The 18,445-nt window shown below is 73.6% G+C and carries 20 protein-coding genes; 5 read left to right on the top strand and 15 right to left on the bottom strand.

Annotation, left to right across the window (positions count from 1 at the left end; genetic code table 11):
- Positions 1–68 precede the first annotated feature (68 nt).
- Both OEB99_RS04140 and OEB99_RS04135 read right to left on the bottom strand, forming a co-directional pair.
- Positions 69–1,277: an amidohydrolase gene (locus tag OEB99_RS04140; RefSeq protein ID WP_263508513.1), complete on the bottom strand. Its 1,209-nt coding sequence runs from the start codon at positions 1,275–1,277 to the stop codon at positions 69–71.
- 20 nt (positions 1,278–1,297) lie between these two features.
- Positions 1,298–2,398, bottom strand: a complete 1,101-nt coding sequence (locus tag OEB99_RS04135) for a mannose-1-phosphate guanylyltransferase (RefSeq protein ID WP_263508512.1) — start codon at positions 2,396–2,398, stop codon at positions 1,298–1,300.
- Positions 2,399–2,553: 155 nt separating this feature from the next.
- Between OEB99_RS04135 and sdhC the strand changes: the two genes are divergently transcribed.
- From sdhC to OEB99_RS04115, 4 genes are read left to right on the top strand one after another with little or no spacing between them, the layout of a single operon-like run.
- Positions 2,554–2,934 carry a succinate dehydrogenase, cytochrome b556 subunit gene (gene sdhC, locus OEB99_RS04130; RefSeq protein ID WP_263508511.1) on the top strand — a complete coding sequence of 127 codons (381 nt, stop codon included), beginning with the start codon at positions 2,554–2,556 and terminating at the stop codon, positions 2,932–2,934.
- Entirely contained in the window at positions 2,934–3,395 is a 462-nt protein-coding gene (locus OEB99_RS04125) for a succinate dehydrogenase hydrophobic membrane anchor subunit (protein ID WP_263508510.1), read from the top strand. Before sdhC ends, OEB99_RS04125 begins: the two co-directional genes overlap by 1 nt.
- 15 nt (positions 3,396–3,410) lie before the next feature.
- Positions 3,411–5,192, top strand: a complete 1,782-nt coding sequence (sdhA, locus tag OEB99_RS04120) for a succinate dehydrogenase flavoprotein subunit (protein ID WP_263508509.1) — start codon at positions 3,411–3,413, stop codon at positions 5,190–5,192.
- Entirely contained in the window at positions 5,192–5,947 is a 756-nt protein-coding gene (locus OEB99_RS04115) for a succinate dehydrogenase iron-sulfur subunit (RefSeq protein WP_263508508.1), read from the top strand. Before sdhA ends, OEB99_RS04115 begins: the two co-directional genes overlap by 1 nt.
- On the opposite strand, the gene OEB99_RS04110 is transcribed toward OEB99_RS04115, so the two are convergent.
- The 7 genes from OEB99_RS04110 to sigE form a co-directional block, all read right to left on the bottom strand.
- Complete coding sequence (locus tag OEB99_RS04110; RefSeq protein ID WP_263508507.1) at positions 5,931–6,746, bottom strand: YhjD/YihY/BrkB family envelope integrity protein; 816 nt, start codon at positions 6,744–6,746, stop codon at positions 5,931–5,933. The two genes, OEB99_RS04115 and OEB99_RS04110, sit on opposite strands and share 17 nt — an antisense overlap.
- A 157-nt stretch (positions 6,747–6,903) precedes the next feature.
- Entirely contained in the window at positions 6,904–7,443 is a 540-nt protein-coding gene (locus OEB99_RS04105; protein ID WP_263508506.1) for a 2'-5' RNA ligase family protein, read from the bottom strand.
- Positions 7,444–8,460, bottom strand: coding sequence for a tryptophan--tRNA ligase (gene trpS, locus OEB99_RS04100; RefSeq protein WP_263508505.1), 1,017 nt, complete (start codon positions 8,458–8,460; stop codon positions 7,444–7,446). It abuts the gene before it with no gap.
- A gap of 63 nt (positions 8,461–8,523) precedes the next feature.
- Positions 8,524–8,844 (bottom strand): twin-arginine translocase TatA/TatE family subunit, encoded by a 321-nt coding sequence (locus tag OEB99_RS04095; RefSeq protein WP_263508504.1) that lies wholly within the window; start codon positions 8,842–8,844, stop codon positions 8,524–8,526.
- Positions 8,845–8,853: 9 nt separating this feature from the next.
- A complete protein-coding gene (locus OEB99_RS04090) occupies positions 8,854–10,299 on the bottom strand; it encodes a S1C family serine protease (protein ID WP_263508503.1) in 1,446 nt (481 codons plus the stop codon).
- Complete coding sequence (locus OEB99_RS04085) at positions 10,296–11,168, bottom strand: zf-HC2 domain-containing protein (RefSeq protein WP_263508502.1); 873 nt, start codon at positions 11,166–11,168, stop codon at positions 10,296–10,298. The genes OEB99_RS04090 and OEB99_RS04085 overlap by 4 nt, the downstream gene beginning before the upstream one ends.
- Positions 11,165–11,869: an RNA polymerase sigma factor SigE gene (gene sigE / locus OEB99_RS04080; protein ID WP_263508501.1), complete on the bottom strand. Its 705-nt coding sequence runs from the start codon at positions 11,867–11,869 to the stop codon at positions 11,165–11,167. The genes OEB99_RS04085 and sigE overlap by 4 nt, the downstream gene beginning before the upstream one ends.
- 23 nt (positions 11,870–11,892) lie before the next feature.
- Here sigE and OEB99_RS04075 point away from each other — a divergent pair, with 23 nt between their 5' ends.
- Positions 11,893–12,522 carry an O-methyltransferase gene (locus OEB99_RS04075; protein ID WP_263508879.1) on the top strand — a complete coding sequence of 210 codons (630 nt, stop codon included), beginning with the start codon at positions 11,893–11,895 and terminating at the stop codon, positions 12,520–12,522.
- Between the two features lie 28 nt (positions 12,523–12,550).
- Here the strand turns inward: OEB99_RS04075 and OEB99_RS04070 are convergent, their stop codons facing one another.
- From OEB99_RS04070 to dapE, 6 genes are all read right to left on the bottom strand, one after another.
- Positions 12,551–14,023 carry a leucyl aminopeptidase family protein gene (locus OEB99_RS04070; RefSeq protein WP_263508500.1) on the bottom strand — a complete coding sequence of 491 codons (1,473 nt, stop codon included), beginning with the start codon at positions 14,021–14,023 and terminating at the stop codon, positions 12,551–12,553.
- A 62-nt stretch (positions 14,024–14,085) separates the two neighbouring features.
- The gene (locus OEB99_RS04065; protein ID WP_263508499.1) at positions 14,086–14,253 is read right to left on the bottom strand and encodes a DUF3117 domain-containing protein; all 168 of its coding nucleotides are present in this window, start codon (positions 14,251–14,253) and stop codon (positions 14,086–14,088) included.
- 102 nt (positions 14,254–14,355) lie between these two features.
- Positions 14,356–15,639 carry a hypothetical protein gene (locus tag OEB99_RS04060; RefSeq protein WP_263508498.1) on the bottom strand — a complete coding sequence of 428 codons (1,284 nt, stop codon included), beginning with the start codon at positions 15,637–15,639 and terminating at the stop codon, positions 14,356–14,358.
- Positions 15,636–16,523 (bottom strand): dihydropteroate synthase, encoded by an 888-nt coding sequence (gene folP / locus OEB99_RS04055; RefSeq protein WP_263508497.1) that lies wholly within the window; start codon positions 16,521–16,523, stop codon positions 15,636–15,638. Before folP ends, OEB99_RS04060 begins: the two co-directional genes overlap by 4 nt.
- 8 nt (positions 16,524–16,531) lie before the next feature.
- Positions 16,532–17,323: an LOG family protein gene (locus OEB99_RS04050; protein WP_263508496.1), complete on the bottom strand. Its 792-nt coding sequence runs from the start codon at positions 17,321–17,323 to the stop codon at positions 16,532–16,534.
- 10 nt (positions 17,324–17,333) lie between these two features.
- Complete coding sequence (gene dapE, locus OEB99_RS04045; RefSeq protein ID WP_263508495.1) at positions 17,334–18,413, bottom strand: succinyl-diaminopimelate desuccinylase; 1,080 nt, start codon at positions 18,411–18,413, stop codon at positions 17,334–17,336.
- Between the last annotated feature and the right edge of the window lie 32 nt (positions 18,414–18,445).

Here is an 18,445-nt window from a genome sequence, read left to right as displayed (position 1 = left end):
AGCCCGGCGTCGTTACGCAACCGGAATCTAGCGGCAGGGCGGACGCGTGCGGCGCTGGGCCGTTCGGGTCAGGAGCCGGCCCGGAGCTCGCTCCCGGCCAGCAGCGCGAGCCGGACGAGGACGGCGGCGCCCGCACCGATCGCACGCTCGTCGGGGTCCAGGTCACCCTGGTGCAGGTCGTAGGTGTGCCCGCCCGGGACGCGCGTGCCCAGCCGGGCCATCGCCCCGGGCACCTCGGTGAGCAGCCAGCCGAAGTCCTCGCCGCCCAGCGACTGCTCGGTGAGCACCACGGCGTCCTCCCCCAGCACGTCGCGCACCGCCGCGTCCATCAGGCGGGTCGCGTGCTCGTCGTTGACCACCGGCGGCACGCCACGCTCGTGGTGCACCTCCACCTTGACCCCGTACGGGGCCGTGACGTGCTCGACGGCCTCCCGGAGCACCGCGGCGGCCTGCTCCCACGCACCCGAGTCGAGGCAGCGCAGGCTGCCCTTGACCTGCCCGGCCGCCGGGATCGCGTTGTGCACGGTCCCCGCGTGCACCAGGCCCCAGGTGAGGTTCACCCCGGACCTCGGGTCGAGGCGCCGGCCGAGCACGGCCGGCACCTGCGTGATGACCTGGCCGAGCGCGAAGACCACGTCACCGGTCAGGTGCGGCCGCGAGGTGTGGCCGCCCGCGGACGTGATCGTCACGGTCACCGGGTCGCTCGCCGAGGTGATCGGGCCGATCCGCGAACCGATCCGGCCGACGTCGAGCTTCGGGTCGCAGTGCACGCCGTAGACCTGGGCGACCCGGTCCATCGCACCGGCCGCGATCGCGTCGATCGCGCCGCCCGGCTGGACCTCCTCGGCCGCCTGGAACAGCAGGCGCACCCCGAGCGGGAGCAACCCCTCCTCGGCGAGCTCCGCGAGCACGAGCCCGGCACCCAGCACGACAGTGGTGTGCACGTCGTGCCCGCACGCGTGGCACACCCCGGCGACCTGCGAGCGCCACGGGTGGGCGCAGGTGTCCGGCAGCGGCAGCGCGTCGAGATCGGCGCGCAGCATCACGAGCGGTCCGTCGGCGGGGCCGAGGTCGCAGGTCAGCCCGGTGCCGGGGAGCAGCGACGGCTCGAGGCCCGCGGCCCGCAGACGATCGGCGACCAGCGCGGTGCTGCGTCGTTCGGAGTGCCCGATCTCCGGGTGTGCGTGCAGGTCGCGCCGGAACGCCACGAGCTCGTCGTCCAGCGCCGCGAGCCGCTCGACGATCCGGTCGGCGGGAACACGCGTGGGCTCGGGCACGAAACGATCCTAGGGCGCGCTCAGAGCAGGTCGTCCCGCCCGCGCTCGCGCACCGCGTCGACGACCTGCTTCACCTGCTGGGCGTGCGCGCGCGTGGTGACCAGCACCGCGTCCGGGGTGTCGAGCACCACCACGTCGGGCACGCCGAGGACCGCCACGAGCCGCCCCGAGCGCGGTGCGACCAGCGCACCGGGGGCGTCGATCGCCAGCACGTCCTCGGCCGCGCCGAGCACGTGCGGGTCGCCGGGCAGCAGGTCGCGCACCGCCGCGGCGTCGCCGACGTCGTCCCAGGAGAACTCGCCGGGCACCACGGCCACGCCGCCGCGCGCCGCGACCGGCTCGGCGATCGCGTGGTCGATCGCGATCCGCTGCAGCCCCGGCCAGACGGTGCCGAGGACCTCGCCGCGGCGGTCGGTGTCCCACGCGCCCGCGATCTCCCGCAGGCCGTCGTGCAGCGCCGGCAGCAGCTGGGCGAGGTGGTCGAGCAGGACCTCCGCCCGGACCAGGAACATGCCGGCGTTCCACCGGTACCGACCCGTCGCGAGCCACTGGGCAGCGGTCTCGGCGTCCGGCTTCTCGGTGAACGCGCGGACCCCGTGGGCACCGTCCACCGCGGGCAGCGGGTCGCCGGTCTCGATGTAGCCGAACGCGGTCGACGGCTCGGTCGGCGCGATGCCGATGGTCGTGACGAACCCTTCGCGGGCCGCCGCGACGCCGGTCTCGACGGCGCGCGCGAAGCCGTCGCCGCTGATCACGTGGTCCGCCGCGAACGAGCCGATCACCACGTCGCCCTCGCGCCGGGCGAGGACCGCGGCCGCGAGGCCGATCGCCGCCATCGAGTCGCGCGGCGACGGCTCGGCGAGCACCGCGCCGGCGCCCAGCTGCGGCAGCTGGGCACGCACTGCGGCCTCGTGGGCCGCGCCGGTGACCACGACCACGCCGTCCGGGCCGGCGAGCGGCTCGAGGCGGTCGACCGTCGCCTGGAGCAGGCTGCGGCCGGAGCCGCCGAGGTCGTGCAGGAACTTCGGCGACGACGCGCGGGAGAGGGGCCACAGGCGGGTGCCGGCACCGCCGGCGGGCACCACGGCACGGAATCCGGGGATGGGTCGAGGCTGGGTCACGGGACGATCCTGACAGACCGCGGAGGGTTCGAGAACGCCACCCGGCGCTGCTCGTGCCGAGGCGGCGCCCTTCCGGACGGGCCACTAGAGTGGCGGTGCGCGGCATGCCAGCCGTGCGACCCCAACGCAGGGGCAGTCGTCCACTGGAGGTCCCCGTGCCCGAGGCGCCGGCCGGCACGCTCTACCGCGGTCGCGAGGGGATGTGGACCTGGGTCGCGCACCGCGTGACCGGGTTCCTCATCTTCTTCTTCCTGCTCGTCCATGTCCTCGACACCTCGCTGGTCCGGGTCGATCCGGAGGCGTACAACGCCGTGATCGGGACCTACAAGAACCCGATCATGGGCCTCGGCGAGGCGGGCCTGGTCGCGGCCATCGTCTTCCACGCGCTCAACGGTGTGCGGGTGATGCTCGTGGACTTCTGGTCCAAGGGCACCCGCTACCAGCGCCAGCTGTTGTGGGGCGTGATCGTGGTGTTCGTCATCCTCATGGCCGGGTTCCTGCCCGTCCAGCTCGGCCACATCTTCGGAGGTGAGTGATGGCGACGACGAGCCCGACCCTGGCCGCACCGCGCAGCCCGCGCCGCTCGGGCCGCGGCACCACGCGGGGCAACCTCGAGCTCTACGGCTGGGTCTTCATGCGGGTGTCCGGCGCGCTGCTGATCGTGCTGGTGTTCACGCACCTGTTCATGAACCTGGTGGTCGGTGACGGCGTCAAGGCGATCGACTTCGGCTTCGTCGCCGGCAAGTGGGCCGACCCGGTCTGGCAGGTCTGGGACCTGCTGATCCTCTGGCTCGCGATGATCCACGGCACCAACGGGATGCGCACGATCATCAACGACTACGCCACCAGGACCGGTACCCGGCTGACCCTCACCGGACTGCTCTACCTGGCGTTCACGGTCATCGTGGTGCTCGGCACCCTGGTGATCTTCACCTTCGACCCCTGCCCGCCGGGCGCGCCTGCCGACGTGCTGGCCAGCTTCTGCACCGCCGGCTGAGAGAGAACCGAGGACATGCAGATCCATCAGTACGACGTCGTGATCGTCGGCGCCGGGGGCGCCGGGATGCGCGCGGCCCTCGAGTCCTCCCAGCGGACCCGCACAGCGGTCATCTCGAAGCTGTACCCCACCCGCTCCCACACCGGCGCGGCCCAGGGCGGCATGTGCGCCGCGCTGGCCAACGTCGAGGAGGACAACTGGGAGTGGCACACCTTCGACACCGTCAAGGGCGGTGACTACCTGGTCGACCAGGACGCCGCGGAGATCATGGCCAAGGAAGCCATCGACGCCGTCCTGGACCTCGAGAAGATGGGCCTGCCGTTCAACCGGACGCCCGAGGGCAAGATCGACCAGCGCCGGTTCGGCGGCCACACCCGCAACCACGGCGAGGCCGCGGTGCGCCGCGCCTGCTACGCCGCGGACCGCACCGGTCACATGATCCTGCAGACCCTCTACCAGCAGTGCGTGAAGAACGACGTGCAGTTCTTCAACGAGTACTACGTGCTCGACCTGCTCCTGGACACCGACCTCACGGCGGCCAAGAAGCCGCGCAAGGGCGCGCCCGTGCGGTGCTCCGGCGTCGTCGCCTACGACCTCGCGACCGGCGAGATCCACGTGTTCCACGCCAAGTCGGTCGTGCTCGCGACGGGTGGCTCGGGCAAGATCTTCAAGACCACCTCCAACGCCCACACGCTGACCGGCGACGGGATGGCCCTCGCGCTGCGACGTGGCATCCCCCTGGAGGACATGGAGTTCTTCCAGTTCCACCCGACCGGCCTCGCGGGCCTCGGCATCCTGCTCTCCGAGGCGGCGCGCGGCGAGGGCGGCATCCTGCGCAACGGCGAGGGCGAGCGCTTCATGGAGCGCTACGCGCCGACCATCAAGGACCTCGCACCACGCGACATCGTGGCCCGCTCGATGGCCAACGAGGTGCGGGAGGGCCGCGGCGCCGGACCGCACAAGGACTACGTGCTGCTCGACCTCACGCACCTCGAGCCCGAGCACATCGAGGCGAAGCTGCCCGACATCACCGAGTTCGCCCGCACGTACCTCGGCATCGAGCCGTTCACCGAGCCGGTGCCGGTGTACCCGACCGCGCACTACGCGATGGGCGGCGTGCCGACCACCATCTCCACCGAGGTGCTCCGGTCCAACACGGACGTGGTGCAGGGCCTGTTCGCCGCCGGCGAGGTGGCGTGCGTGTCGGTGCACGGCTCGAACCGGCTCGGCACCAACTCGCTGCTCGACATCAACGTCTTCGGTCGGCGGGCCGGCATCGCCGCGGCCGAGTACGCGACCGGCGCGGACTGGGTCGAGATGCCGCAGGACGCGGCGGCGTACGTCGTCGACGAGCTCGAGCGCATCCGGACCGCGCCCGCGGGCGAGAAGGTCGGCGACCTCCGCAAGGCCCTGCAGGAGACCATGGACGCGAACGCCCAGGTGTTCCGCACGGCGGAGTCGCTGCAGCGAGCGCTCGACGTGATCGACGACCTGCGGGCGCGCTACCAGTCGATCAGCGTCCAGGACAAGGGCCGCTCGTTCAACACCGACCTCCTCGAGGCCGTCGAGCTCGGCTTCCTGCTCGACCTCGCACGGGTCGTGGTGGTCGGCGCGCTGGCCCGCGAGGAGTCCCGCGGCGGGCACTTCCGCGAGGACTTCCCCACCCGGGACGACGAGGGCTTCATGCACCACACGATGGCCTACGCCGTCGCGACCAAGGACGGTGACACCGCGATCCGGCTCGACAAGAAGCCGGTGACGGTCACCCGCTACCAGCCGATGGAGCGCAAGTACTGATGACCGCGACGACCACGTCCCCAGCCGCCGTCGGCGAGGTGCCGAGCTTCGACGTCACGCTGCGGATCCGACGCTACGACCCGGACGCCGCCACCCCGGAGGCGTTCTGGGAGGAGTTCACGGTCAGCGCGCACGGCACCGACCGCGTGCTCGACGCGATGCACAAGGTGAAGTGGGACCTCGACGGGTCGCTCACCTTCCGCCGCTCCTGCGCGCACGGCATCTGCGGCTCGGACGCGATGCGGATCAACGGCCGCAACCGGCTGGCCTGCAAGACCCTCCTCAAGGACCTCGACCCCAGCAAGCCCATCACGATCGAGCCGATCAAGGGCCTTCCGGTGGTCAAGGACCTGGTCGTGGACATGGAGCCGTTCTTCGCCTCCTACCGCGAGGTGATGCCGTTCCTCATCGCCGGGAAGAACGCGCCCACCAAGGAGCGCCTGCAGTCCGCCGAGGAGCGAGCGCGGTTCGACGACACCACCAAGTGCATCCTGTGCGCCGCCTGCACGACCTCGTGCCCGGTGTTCTGGACCGACGGGCAGTACTTCGGGCCGGCAGCGATCGTCAACGCGCACCGGTTCATCTTCGACAGCCGGGACGAGGGGGCCGCACAGCGCCTCGAGATCCTCAACGACAAGGAAGGCGTGTGGCGCTGCCGCACGACCTTCAACTGCACCGACGCGTGCCCGCGCGGCATCGAGGTGACCAAGGCCATCGCCGAGGTCAAGAAGGCGATGATCACGCGCGCGTTCTGACGTCCTCCCCCTCGGCGCTGACGTCGTCGTCCTCGAGCGGCGGGTCGGCCACCCAGGCCGAGGCCAGCAGCACGATGCGCGAGATCAGGTTGATCCAGATCAGCAGCGTGACGATCACCGCGAACGGTGCGAGCAGCCGGTTGCTGGTCACCGAGCCCGCCACCACGGCGGTGCCGAGGTAGCGCACGACCCCGATGCCGAACGCTGCGATCGCTGCGCCCGCGAGCAGCTCCCTGCGTGGCGGGCGCTGGTCGGCGAGCACCACGAGCACCATCACGAAGACCGCCGCGTCGACGACGAAGGCCACCGCGAGCCCGATCACCCGGACGGCGACGTCGGCGCCCGCTCCTGCGCCGATCACCCCGAGCATCCAGTCGGCGGCCGAGGTCGTCGCGATCGAGAGCACCGCAGAGAGCAGGATCGCCAGGGCCATGCCGAGGAACCCCGCCAGGGCCCGGGCCTGAGCGAGCAGGGCGTTGCCGGCCGTCGGCTGCTCCCCGAACATCGCACGCACCCCGGTGCGCAACGCCGCCATCGCGGTCATCGCGCTGACCAGGAGGACCACCAGGGCCACGACCCCGGCCACGGTGAGCGCTGGGCTGAGCCGGAGGTCGTCGGGCTGGATCACACCGCCGCTGCCGGTGTCGACCAGGCCGGGCAACGAGGCGTCGATGGCGTCGAGCACCTGCTGCCGGAGCTGTGCGTCGCCACCGAGCACCGCCATGAACAGGCTCCAGCCGAGCGTCAGCCCGGCGAACACGCTGAACAGCGCCGAGTAGGCGATGCCCCCGGTCAGCACCCCCCCCACCGGCGCGCCCGAACCGCGCGTTGGCGCGGAGCGCGCGGGTGCGCTTCACCCGGTCGAGCAGGGCCTTGGCTCGCTCCAGCAGCGGCGTCGGGTCAGGTCGCATCCGTCGACCCTAGGTCGCCTCGGCGGGCGAGGCATGCGGGGCCGGTCAGCCGCCGAGCGGCAACGCGTCGACGATCCGCCACACCCCGGTGTCATCACCGTCGAAGACCTGGACCTCGGCGGCGTCGAACCTGGCATCGAAGCCCGCGAGCTCGTCGAACGCGCGGTCGAGGGCATCGGCCGGCACGTCGTGCGCGACGGTCACGTGCGGGTGGTAGTGGAACCGCAGCGGCTGCGCGAGCGGCCCGGTGCGCAGATCCCGCTCGAGGTCCTCGCACGCCGCGATCCCCTCGACCACCTGCACGAAGACCACGTCGGAGACCGGCCGGAAGCTGCCCGTGCCACGCAGGTGCAGCGCGAACGGGGCGTGTGACGCGGCGATCCGGGCGAGGTGTGCGTCCACCTCCGGGAGCGCGTCGACGTCCACCACGGTCGGCCCGATCAGGGTGACGTGCGGCACGATGCTCCAGGCCAGCGGGTCACCGAAGCCGGCCCGCGCGCGCTGCAGGTCACTGCGCAGGGGCTCGGGGAGCGCGATCGCGACGCCCAGGCGGACCTGGTCGTCGGCGCGCTCGGGCAGACGCACTCAGACCACCCTGGGAAGCAGGCCGATCCGCTCGTAGACGGTCGCCAGACGCGGCGCAGCGATCTCCCGCGCCCGGGCGGCGCCGCCGGCGAGCACCCGGTCGAGCTCCGCAGGGTCGTCCAGGTAGCCGCGGACCGTCTCCTGGAAGGGCGTGATGACGCCCAGCACCACCTCGGCCAGCTCCTTCTTGAGGTCCCCGTAGCCGCGACCCTCGAACGACGCCACGAGGTCGTCGACCGACCGGCCCGACAGCGCTGAGTGGATGGTCAGCAGGTTCGAGACACCGGCCTTGGCCTCCGGGTCGAACCGGATCTCCCGCTCCGCGTCGGTCACCGCCGACCGGATCCGCTTGGCGACCACCGAGGGCTCGGCGAGCAGGTCCACCAGCCCGGTCGCGGTCGAGGTCGACTTGCCCATCTTGGCGGTCGGGTCCTGCAGGTCGTAGATCTTGGCGGTGGCCTTGACGATGTACGGCTCGGGCACCACGAAGGTCTCGCCGAACCGCACGTTGAACCGCTGCGCGAGGTCGCGGGTGATCTCCAGGTGCTGGCGCTGGTCCTCGCCGACCGGGACGAGCGCGGCGTCGTACAGCAGGATGTCGGCGGCCATCAGGATCGGGTAGGTGAAGAGCCCGACGTTCGCGCCCTCGGTGCCCTGACGGGCGGCCTTGTCCTTGAACTGGGTCATCCGGGACGCCTCGCCGAAACCGGTCTGGCAGGACAGGATCCAGGCGAGCTCGGCGTGCTCGGCGACGTGGGACTGCAGGAACAGGATCGAGCGCTCGGGGTCGATCCCCGCAGCCAGGTACTGCGCCGCGGTGCGCCGGCTGCGCTCGCGCAGCACCGACGGGTCCGGGTTGACCGTGAGGGCGTGCAGGTCGACGACCGCGTAGATCGCCTCGTGGGAGTCCTGCAGCGCGACCCACTGCAACAACGCTCCGAGGTAGTTGCCCAGGTGGAGGGAGTCGGCGGTCGGCTGCATCCCGGAGAAGATCCGGGGTCGAGGCGCATCAGGCATGGTGTGCATTCTGGCAGGTCGTCGCGCCGGGTCCGAACTCGGCGCCCGGCCGGTCCGGACGGGTCAGGTCGCCTCGTCGTCGAACGGTGCCGGCCCCCCGGCGACGGCCCTCGGCCCGGGCGAGGCGGGCTTGGCCGGCTGCGGGTCGTCCTCGTCGAGGAGGGCCTCGCGCACGATCCGACGCGGGTCGTACCGCCTCGGGTCCAGCTCCTCCCAGTCCATGCCGGTCTCGTCGGTCACCCGCTGCCGGGCGGTGCGGACGAAGGCGCGGGCATCACGGGCCCAGCGGCCGAGCCGCTCGGCGTAGTGCGGCAGCCGCTCCGGGCCGACCAGGACCAGAGCGACGACGAGGAGCACCAGGAGCTCCGGCCCGCCGATACCCATCGCGTCAGGCTAGCTGCTCGCCGTCTCCGAGAGCACGACGCGCACGTCGCGCTCCTGGTCACCGGTGCGCACCCGCAACGTCACCGTGTCCCCCGGCTGCTTGGCGCGGATCGCGACGATGAGCTCGTCCGGCTGGGTCACCGGTCGCCCGTCGATCGCCAGGATGATGTCGCCGGGCTGGATGCCCGCACGGTCGGCGGGGCCGTCCGGCACCACCGGCTCCTGCCCGTCCACCGCCTCCTCGGCCACCATCACGCCCTCGCCGGTGTACCGGGAGTCGACCAGCACGCCGATGATCGGGTACGTCGCGCTGCCGGTCTCGATGAGCTGCTCGGCGGTGTACCGCGCCTGGTTCGACGGGATCGAGAAGCCCAGGCCGATGCTGCCCGCGGTCCCGGTGAGCGCACCGCCCGGCGGCTGGGCGATCGCGGAGTTGATCCCGATCACCTCACCGGCGGCGTTGACCAGCGGTCCGCCCGAGTTGCCGGGGTTGATCGCCGCGTCGGTCTGGATCGCGTTGATGAACGCTGTGGCCGCCGTGTCACCCGCGGTCACGGGGCGGTTCAGCGCGCTGACGATCCCGGTGGTCACGGTCCCCTGAAGGCCGAGCGGCGCACCCACCGCGACCACGGGGTCGCCGACCACCACCTGGTCCGAGTCGCCGAGCACGAGCGGGACGAGGCCGGACCGGTCCACCTTGAGCACGGCCAGGTCGTAGTCCGTGGTGTAGCCGACGACCTCCGCCGCCACCTGGCTGCCGTCCGAGAAGACCACGGTCGTCGTCCGGCCGTCGCCGACGTCGGCGTTCGCGACGTGGGCGTTGGTCAGCAGGTAGCCGTCCTCACGCAGCACGAAGCCCGACCCGGTGCCTTCGCCGGTCGACCCGCGTACCTCGATGAGCACGACGCTCGGCAGCACCTGGGCGGCGATCGCGGCCACCCCGGTCAGCTCCCCACCGTCCGGGCGGGCGGTGGCGGCCGGCGGGAGGTCGGCGTCGGGCGAGCGCCAGTAGCGCTCGGCGAGCGCCCCGCCCACCGCACCGGCGACCAGCGCGAGCACGAGCATCGGGACGAGGAGCCAGCCGGCGCGCGAGCGGCGGGGCCGCTCGACCTGCGCCCGCCCCCATGAGTCGGTCGCCCAGTTCGTCGCGTCCAGCGGCGCCTCGGCGGCGCCGTCCGGCCACGACTGGGGCGTCCCTTCGTAGGTCGCCGTCGGGCCCACCCACTGCACCCCCGGGCCCGCGGCCTGCGCCGCGCCCTGGTCCCCGCCGGCGGCCTGCGCGACGCCCTGGTCCCCGCCCATGCCCGGGGCAGCAGCCTGCTCCGGCGCCGGACGGGTCGGGTCGGGGTGGTCGCCGAAGGCGCTGGTGGGCCAGGTCGGCGGCCCGGCCTGCGGGTCACGCCCGGCCTGCGGGTCACGCCCGGCCTGCGGGTCACCGTCCGGGGTCGTCGTCACGAGCTGCTCCAGGCTGTCAGGAGAACGTGCCAACCGCGCCCGAGCCGAGCCGAGGCGCCGTCGTCGTACGCCTCGACAGGATAGGCGGCGACGACCGGCTCCACGGCCTGCTGCGACCCCGAGGCGACGACCGCGACCACGGCGTCGCCCGCCTGCCAGGCGACGCACGGTGGCGAGCTGGCGAGCTGGCGCACCTCGTGGCCGCCGACCTCGATCGCCGTCCCGACCTCGCCGAGCCGCCCGCGGGTCTGGCGCACCACGACGAGACCGTCCGGCCCGATCAGGTCGATCTCGAGCTCGTCGGCGTCCGTGCGCACCGCCGCGACCTGGTGCCCGGCCGGCACCGTGACCGGGACGGCCCACGGGTGGGCGGCGAACCACGCGTCGAGGTCGATCGGGCTGCCGGTCGCCACCGACGCGATCTGGAGCGCGGTCAGCGCCTGGGCCGGCCGGGCGTCCACGGTGACCTGTGGCTCGTTCCCGAGGCTGAAGCAGGTGACCAGCAGACCCGCTCCGGCCACCCCGGCGAGCAGCGGGACCAGCGGGCGCCGACGCGGCGCGAGGTCGCCCCGGACGGTGCCGTGTGGCAGGCCGGAGCCCGGCATCGGCAGCGACCCTGCGCCGAGCGGCGGCGTGCGCCGCGGCGGGCCCGGCGGTGTCACCGAACCGAGGGCGAGCAGACGCGCGGTCAGCCGCGGGTCCGGGGTGACGTCACCGGCCCCGGCGAGCGCCGCGCGGGTCGCCCGTGCCGCCGCGACCTCGGCCGCGCAGTCGTCGCACACCGCGAGGTGGGCGAGCACGCGCTCGGCCTCGTCGGGCGCGAGCCGGCCGTCGAGCAGGCCGCTGATCTCCGGACCGAGGTGGCTCACCCGCCGACCTCCTGGCCCACCGCCTCGGTCGACGGCGTGGCACCGGCGGGCGCACGGTGCGCGAGCTCGGCCCGCAGCTGTGCGCGGGCACGGTGGATCCGGGACCGGACCGTGCCCATCTTGATCCCGAGCGTGACGGCGATCTCCTCGTAGGAGAGCCCCTCGATGTCGCACAGCACGACCGCCGCCCGGAACTCCGGCGAGAGCCGGTCGAGGGCGCGCTGCACGTCGGTGTCGAGGTTGGCGTGCTCGAACCCGCGTTCGGGGGTGTCGGCCGCGGACTGCGACGGCAGCCGGTCGGCGTCCTCACCGAGCGGCTCCATCCGGATCCGGGTCCGTCGGCGCGCACCGTCGAGGAAGAGGTTGACCGTGATCCGGTGGAGCCAGCCCTCGAACGAGCCGGGCTGGTAGCCGGACAGCGAGCGGAACACCCGGACGAAGGTCTCCTGGGTCAGGTCCTCGGCGTCGTGCTGGTTGCCGGTGAGTCGGTAGGCGAGCCGGTACACGCGCGCGGAGTGCTCCGCGACGATCTGCTCCCATCCGGGCACGCCGGAGCGGGCGTCGTGCGCGACGTCCACGTGTCCTCCTCCGGGCTGCTGATCGTCACAACGTCCGGGTGCCTCCCGGTGTTCCCGATCCGGTGGCCTCGTGCTTCCCGACCGGTGCGCCGCCCGGGAAGCGCCCTCCCGCGGGGCTAGCATCGAGGCGCCGGGAGGAGGATGCCATCAGCGACAAGGCCGCGAGCTGGGCTCACAGCGAGGACTACCGGACCCCGGACGACGTGCTGCTGCACGCGAGCGAGCGCGCAGCCGAGCTGGGCTGCGGCGCGGTCTCGCCCGGCACCGGTGCGCTGCTGTCGGTGCTCGCCGCCGCAACCCGCGCCACCGCGGTCGCCGAGGTCGGCACCGGAGCCGGCGTCTCCGGGCTCTGGCTGCTGCGCGGCATGGCACCCGACGGTGTGCTGACCACGATCGACTCCGAGGCAGAGCATCAGCGCGCCGCCAAGCAGGCCTTCGCCGACGAGCAGGTGCGCCCGACCCGCACGCGCACCATCACCGGACGTGCCCTCGAGGTGCTGCCCCGGCTGGCCGACGGTGCCTACGACATGGTGGTGGTCGACGGCGACCCCCTCGAGGCCGCCGACTACGTCGAGCAGGCGGTCCGGCTGCTGCGCCCCGGGGGTCTGCTGGTCGTGCCGCACGCGATGGCCGAGGACCGTGTCCCCGACCCGGCCCGCCGGGACGAGCTCACCACGGCGATGCGCGAGCTCGGCAAGCACGTGCGCAGCGACGAGCGACTGGTCGCGGCGATGGTGCCGACCGGCGACGGCGTGCTGGTGGCCGCGCGGCGCTGAGCCGAGCACCGTCACGCTGCCGGCCGGCTCAGTGCTCGGCCGAGAGCCAGGCCAGGAGCGCGCGCACGCCGAACCCCGTCGCACCCTCGGGCACCTCGTGGGCAGCCTTCGGGGCGCGAGCGGGACCCGCGACGTCGAGGTGCGCCCAGCGCCGACCCCCGGTGAACTCGCGCAGGAACAGGGCCGCGGTGATCGCGCCTCCACCGGTCCAGCCCGGCCCGTTGACGTGGTGCAGGTCGGCGATGTCCGAGTCGATCGCGCCGCGGTAGTCAGCGACGAGCGGCAGCCGCCACAACCGCTCCCCCGAGGCTTCGCCGGCCGCGGTGAGCTCGGCGGCGAGAACGTCGTCCGGGGTGAACAGCGCGCCGTGCGTCCGGCCGAGCGCCAACGTCGCGGCACCGGTGAGCGTCGCGACGTCGATCAGCACGTCGGGGTCGAGCGTGAGGTCCGCGTGCACCAGGGCGTCGGCGAGCACCATGCGGCCCTCGGCGTCGGTGTTGGACACCTCGACCGTCCGTCCGCCACGCACCGTCACGACGTCGCCGGGCCGGTAGGACGCGGCACCGATCGCGTTCTCGGCGAGCGCGAGCACTGCGGTGACCTCATGCCGAACGCCGGCCTCGGCGGCACCGAGCACGGTGGCGAGCGCGACGGCCGAGCCGGTCATGTCGGTCTTCATCGACGCCATCGACTCGCGGGGCTTGAGCGACAGGCCGCCGGTGTCGAACGTGATCCCCTTGCCGACCACCACCACGTGCGACAGCGGCTGGGCCGGCCGGTACGTGACCCGGACGAGCCTCGGGCCGGTCGCCGACCCGCTACCGACCGCGAGCAGGCCACCGAAACCCTGCGCGGCGAGGTCCTTCTCGTCCAGGACCTCGTACTCGAGGCCGGCGTCGCGGGCCAGCTCCTGCGCACGAGCGGCGACCCACGCCGGGTTCTTCGTGCTGGACGGCGTGACGGCGAGCACCCGCGCGGTCCACGAGGCCTTCGACACGACCTGCGCGCGAGCGACCGCCTCGTCGTCACCGTCGAGCAGCACGAGTCGCTGCGCGGCGCTCGGCCCCTTGGCCGGCGGGTGGCGATAGGAGGCGAGCAGGTAGCCCTCGACGAACGCCTGCTGGTGCGCGGCCGACGCGCCGCGGACCACGGAGGCGACGACCTCGCCCAAGCCGCGGGTGGACCTGGCGACCGCGGCGCCCGCACGTCGCAGGGCGGTCACGCCACCGTCGCCGACACCCACGAACACGAGCCTCAGCGGCAGCGCGTCCCAGGGCAGCGTCCGGGCACCGTGCGGCCGCGGGAGGTCCACGGCCGCCACGTCGCCCGCAGCACCGCCGGCGCCGTTGCGGTCCGCAAGGTCGCCGAGGTCGATGCCGTAGCGGACGGCCGCGTCGACCACGCCCTCACGGGGCTCCACACCGTCCTCGCCCGGGGCGAGCGGCAGAACGAGCGCGGCGACACCGTCGAACGGGTCGTCCGCGACCGATCCGGGCCGCACCAGAACCCCAGGGAGCGGCGGCACGACCGCCGTCTCCCGGCGCCGAGGAGGCACCGGGGTGCTCAGCCCGCGACGGAGGTCAGGGCCTCACCGAGCTCGCTCGCCTCCGCCGCGTTCAGCTCGACGACCAGACGCCCGCCGCCCTCGAGCGGCACGCGCATCACGATGCCGCGGCCCTCCTTCGTGACCTCGAGCGGCCCGTCGCCCGTCCTGGGCTTCATCGCGGCCAAAGGAACCTCCTAGGTGAGTCCTGCCCGACCCCGGCGGACGCGAGGTCTCACATCGGGGCGGATGTCCGTCGCAGAGTCTAGTTCACCCGCCACCCGCGCCGCTCACGGGGGCCACCCGCTGGGCGGCACCAGACGCCACAGCAGAGCGATCCACGCCACCTGCCCGACCAGCCCGGCGACGACCAGCACGACCGACCACGCGCGGGGTCGCCGCGACGGGAGCACCACGCACGCCAGCGCGCCCCACGCGGGGAAGGCGAGCAGCGCGAACCGCACCAGGCTGGTCCCCGGTTCGAGCACCCCGATCAGGTACCCGGAGTAGGCGACCGTCCAGCCCCAGGCCACCACACCGAGCCTGCGCAGCGGGCGCGAGGCCAGCCCGATCACGAGCAGAGCGGTGGTCAGACCGAGCACCGGCACACCCCACGAGCCGAGCCACCACTGCGCGACGTCGACCCAGGGCAGCAGCGGCACCACCTCGCCGCGGCCGCGCCAGGCACCCTGGGTCAGGAGATACGCGTCGGCGACCCCGGTGGCCCGACCGACGATCGCCGGCCAGGCGAACCCCGACACGACGGCGACACCGGCCACACCGGCGACCGCGAGCCTCGAGCGCCACGGGAAGGCCCGCCCGGAACGCCACCGGGCGATCCCGTGCGCCAGCGCGACCACCGCGAGCGGCAGCGCGACCGCACGCGTGAACCCGAGGGCCGCCACGGCCGTCGCCGCGACCAGGTACTGCTCGCGTTGCAGCGCCCACAGCGCGACGGCGACGCCGAGCAGCGCGAGGGCCTCGGTGTACCCGACCTGCAGCACGGGCGCCGAGGCGGATGTGCTGAGCAGCGCCACCGTGAGCAGTGGCGCGCCCCGACGTACCCGCTCGGGCAGCGGCTCGGCGTGCGGGGCGCCGACGGCATCCGCCACCACCTGGTGCACCACCAGCATCGCCACGGTGCCGAGCACGAGCGAGGTCAACGGCGCGAGGAGCGTCCAGGAGCCGCCGGTCAGGGCCATCAGACCGCGCACCAGCGCCGGGAAGAGCGGGAAGAACGCCCACGCGTTCTGCAGGACCTGGCCGTCGGCACCGACCGGAAGGTCCGCCGGGTAGCCCTGCTCGGCGATCTCCCGGTACCAGGACGCGTCCCACATCAACCCGGTGTACTGCCAGTAGCCCGGGGCCGCGTCGGTCCACGGGTTCGCCGCCTGGGTCCGGGCGACCAGCACGAAGATCACCGCGCTGACCAGCCTGGCCGCCAAGGTCACCAGCAGCACGCGCACCCACCACCGGCCGAGCAGGTGCTGCCACCGGCCGGGCACGTCGGAGTCCGCCACGGCCGGTGTCCGGGCGGCCGAGGCCGTGCTCGGGGGAGCCGACGGGTCGGTCACGCGAGCCCCCGGACCGCTCGAGCGGGCGGCAGGTCCCCGCGCAGCACGGCGACCATCTCGGACACCCGCCGGGTCGCCCGCACGTCGTGCGCCCGCAGGACCCCGGCTCCGAGCCACAGCGCGACCGCGGACGCGGCGAGGGTGCCCTCGAGCCGTTCGTCCACCGGCAGGCCGAGCGACTCCCCCACGAAGTCCTTGCGGGACAGCGCCATCAGCGTGGGGTACCCGAGCCCGGCGATCTCGTCGGTGGCGCGGAGCAGCTCGAGGGAGTGCCACGTCGTCTTGCCGAAGTCGTGGGTCGGGTCCACGAGGACCGAGCGCGGGTCGACCCCCGCCGCCACGGCTCGCTCGGCGCCGGACCGCAACGTCGCCAGGACATCGGCGAGCACGCCGTCGGGGTAGACCACGCGCAGCGGGTCGGTGCGCGGCTCGGCGCCGCCGGTGTGCGAGACGACCACGCCCAGGCCGTGGCGTCCGGCAACGCCGACCAGGTCGGGGTCGTGACCCGCCCAGGTGTCGTTGATCAGGTCGACCCCGACGCCGGCGACCGCCTCGGCGACCTCGGCCCGCCAGGTGTCCACGCTGATCGGCAGGTCGGCGAACCGCTCCCGGACCGCGACGACCACGGGCCGCACCCGGTCGATCTCCTCGGTGACGCCGACCGGTTCGCCACGTCCCGCGCGCACGCCGCCGATGTCGACGAGGTCCGCGCCGTCCCGCACGGCCACCTCGACCGCCGCCACGGCCGCGGCCGTGTCCGCTGCGCGCGCGGCGGGGTAGAACGAGTCGGCCGTCCGGTTGACGACGGCCATCACCGCGGCGCGCCCCGGGCACACCGCACGCCCCCGCAACCACAGGTCGGGGCTCCGCAGCGGAACCTGCACCGTGCGCCTCAGGCCGGGTCGACCGGGATCGCCGTGCGTGCCGCCTCCTCGGCGGCCTGCAGCTGCGCGTCCTTCTCGCGGACGAGGTGGACCGCCTCCGCCGGATCGTCGACGACGTGCAGCAGCTTGAGGTCGTGCGGCGAGATGGTGCCCGCGTCGAGCACGGGGCCGGACAGCCAGTCGAGCAGGCCACGCCAGTAGGACGAGCCGACCAGCACGATCGGGAACTCGGTGACCTTCTGGGTCTGCACCAGCGTCACCGACTCGAAGAGCTCGTCGAACGTGCCGAAGCCGCCGGGCAGCACCACGAAGCCCTGGGCGTACTTCACGAACATCGTCTTCCGGGCGAAGAAGTACCGGAAGTTGACCCCCAGGTCGACCCACGCGTTCATGCTCTGCTCGTGCGGGAGCTCGATGCCGAGCCCCACCGACAGGCCGCCGGCCTCCGAGGCGCCACGGTTCGCGGCCTCCATGATCCCCGGTCCGCCACCCGTCATCACCGCGTAGCCCGCCTCGACCAGACCTCGACCGATCTCGCGGCCCATCGCGTACTCCGGGGTGTCCCGCGGGGTCCGCGCCGAACCGAAGACGCTGACCGCGGGCCCGACCTCCGCGAGCGCCCCGAACCCCTCGACGAACTCCGACTGGATCCGCATCACGCGCCACGGGTCGGAGTGCACCCACTCAGCGCCCTCGCCGCGGGCCAGCAGCCGCTGGTCGGTGGTGGTGGACGGTACCTGTCCGCGGCGCAGCAGCACCGGGCCCTTGCGATACCCCTCGGGCACGGAGACGTCGGTCATGGACCGCAGCCTAGGTGAGCCACTCGTGCAGCGCGCCGTAGCAGGCGTCCAGGTCTGCGACGGGGGTCGCCTCGTCGTCCGCGTGCGCGAGCGACGGGTCGCCGGGACCGAAGTTCACCGCCGGCACCCCCAGCGCGGAGAAGCGCGCCACGTCGGTCCAGCCCTGCTTGGCCCGCGGCGGGCGACCGGTGCGCCGTGCCACGACCTCGGCGAGCTCGACGGCCTCCGGCCGGTCCAGGCCGGGCCGCGACCCGGGTGCGGAGTCGGTGAGCCGGACCTGGTACCCGGCGAACAGATCACGCACGAGGGCGAACGCCTCGTCCGGCGTGCGGGACGGCGCGAACCGGTAGTTCACGGTCACGACGCACTCGTCGGGGATGACGTTGCCCGCGATGCCACCACGGATCCCGACCGCGTTCAGGCCCTCGCGGTAGACCAGGCCGTCGACCTCGACCTCCTCGGCGACGTGGTCGACCAGGCGCTGCAGCACCGGCGCGGCCCCGTGCACCGCGTTCACCCCGAGCCACGACCGGGCGGAGTGTGCGGCGGTGCCGGTCACGACGACCTCGACCCGCAGCGTGCCGTTGCAGCCGCCCTCGATCGCGGCCGAGGTCGGCTCCCCCAGGACGGCCATGTCCCCACGCACCCAGTCGGGGTGCAGCTCGACCAGCCGGCCGAGCCCGTTGAGCGTGGCCTCGACCTCTTCGTGGTCGTAGAAGACGTAGGTGAGGTCCACGGTCGGCTCGCGCACCGCGGCCGCGAGCGCGAGCAGCACGGCGACGCCCGCCTTCATGTCCACGGTGCCGCGGCCCCACACGACCGGCCCGTCCGGGCCGGCCCGCAGCTCGCTCGGCAGGTTCCCGGCCACCGGCACGGTGTCGAGGTGGCCGGCCAGCACCACGCGCCGGGAGCGGCCCAGGTGCGTCCGCGCGACCACGGCGTCGCCGTCGCGCAGCACCTCGAGGTGGGGCAGCTGCCGCAGGGTCTCCTCGACGGTGTCGGCGAGGGCGCGCTCGTCGCCGCTCACGGACGGGATGTCGCACAGCGCGCGGGTGAGGGTGACGAGGTCGGTGGTGAGGTCGAGGGTCACGGGACGACCCTAGCGACGCCGGTACGTCGCAG

It is taken from the genome of Actinotalea endophytica (genome assembly GCF_025717005.1).
In the GTDB taxonomy this organism is placed as follows: domain Bacteria; phylum Actinomycetota; class Actinomycetes; order Actinomycetales; family Cellulomonadaceae; genus Actinotalea.
This window is presented reverse-complemented; position numbering and strand designations above follow the sequence as displayed.

Excerpts from the sequence above, each read along its gene's own strand:
- OEB99_RS04125 (WP_263508510.1), top strand. The coding sequence starts at position 2,934 with ATGGCGACGACGAGCCCGACCCTGGCCGCACCGCGCAGCCCGCGCCGC.
- sdhA (WP_263508509.1), top strand. The coding sequence starts at position 3,411 with ATGCAGATCCATCAGTACGACGTCGTGATCGTCGGCGCCGGGGGCGCC.
- OEB99_RS04115 (WP_263508508.1), top strand. The coding sequence starts at position 5,192 with ATGACCGCGACGACCACGTCCCCAGCCGCCGTCGGCGAGGTGCCGAGC.
- trpS (WP_263508505.1), bottom strand. The coding sequence starts at position 8,460 with ATGCCTGATGCGCCTCGACCCCGGATCTTCTCCGGGATGCAGCCGACC.
- OEB99_RS04095 (WP_263508504.1), bottom strand. The coding sequence starts at position 8,844 with ATGGGTATCGGCGGGCCGGAGCTCCTGGTGCTCCTCGTCGTCGCTCTG.
- sigE (WP_263508501.1), bottom strand. The coding sequence starts at position 11,869 with ATGCTAGCCCCGCGGGAGGGCGCTTCCCGGGCGGCGCACCGGTCGGGA.
- OEB99_RS04050 (WP_263508496.1), bottom strand. The coding sequence starts at position 17,323 with ATGACCGACGTCTCCGTGCCCGAGGGGTATCGCAAGGGCCCGGTGCTG.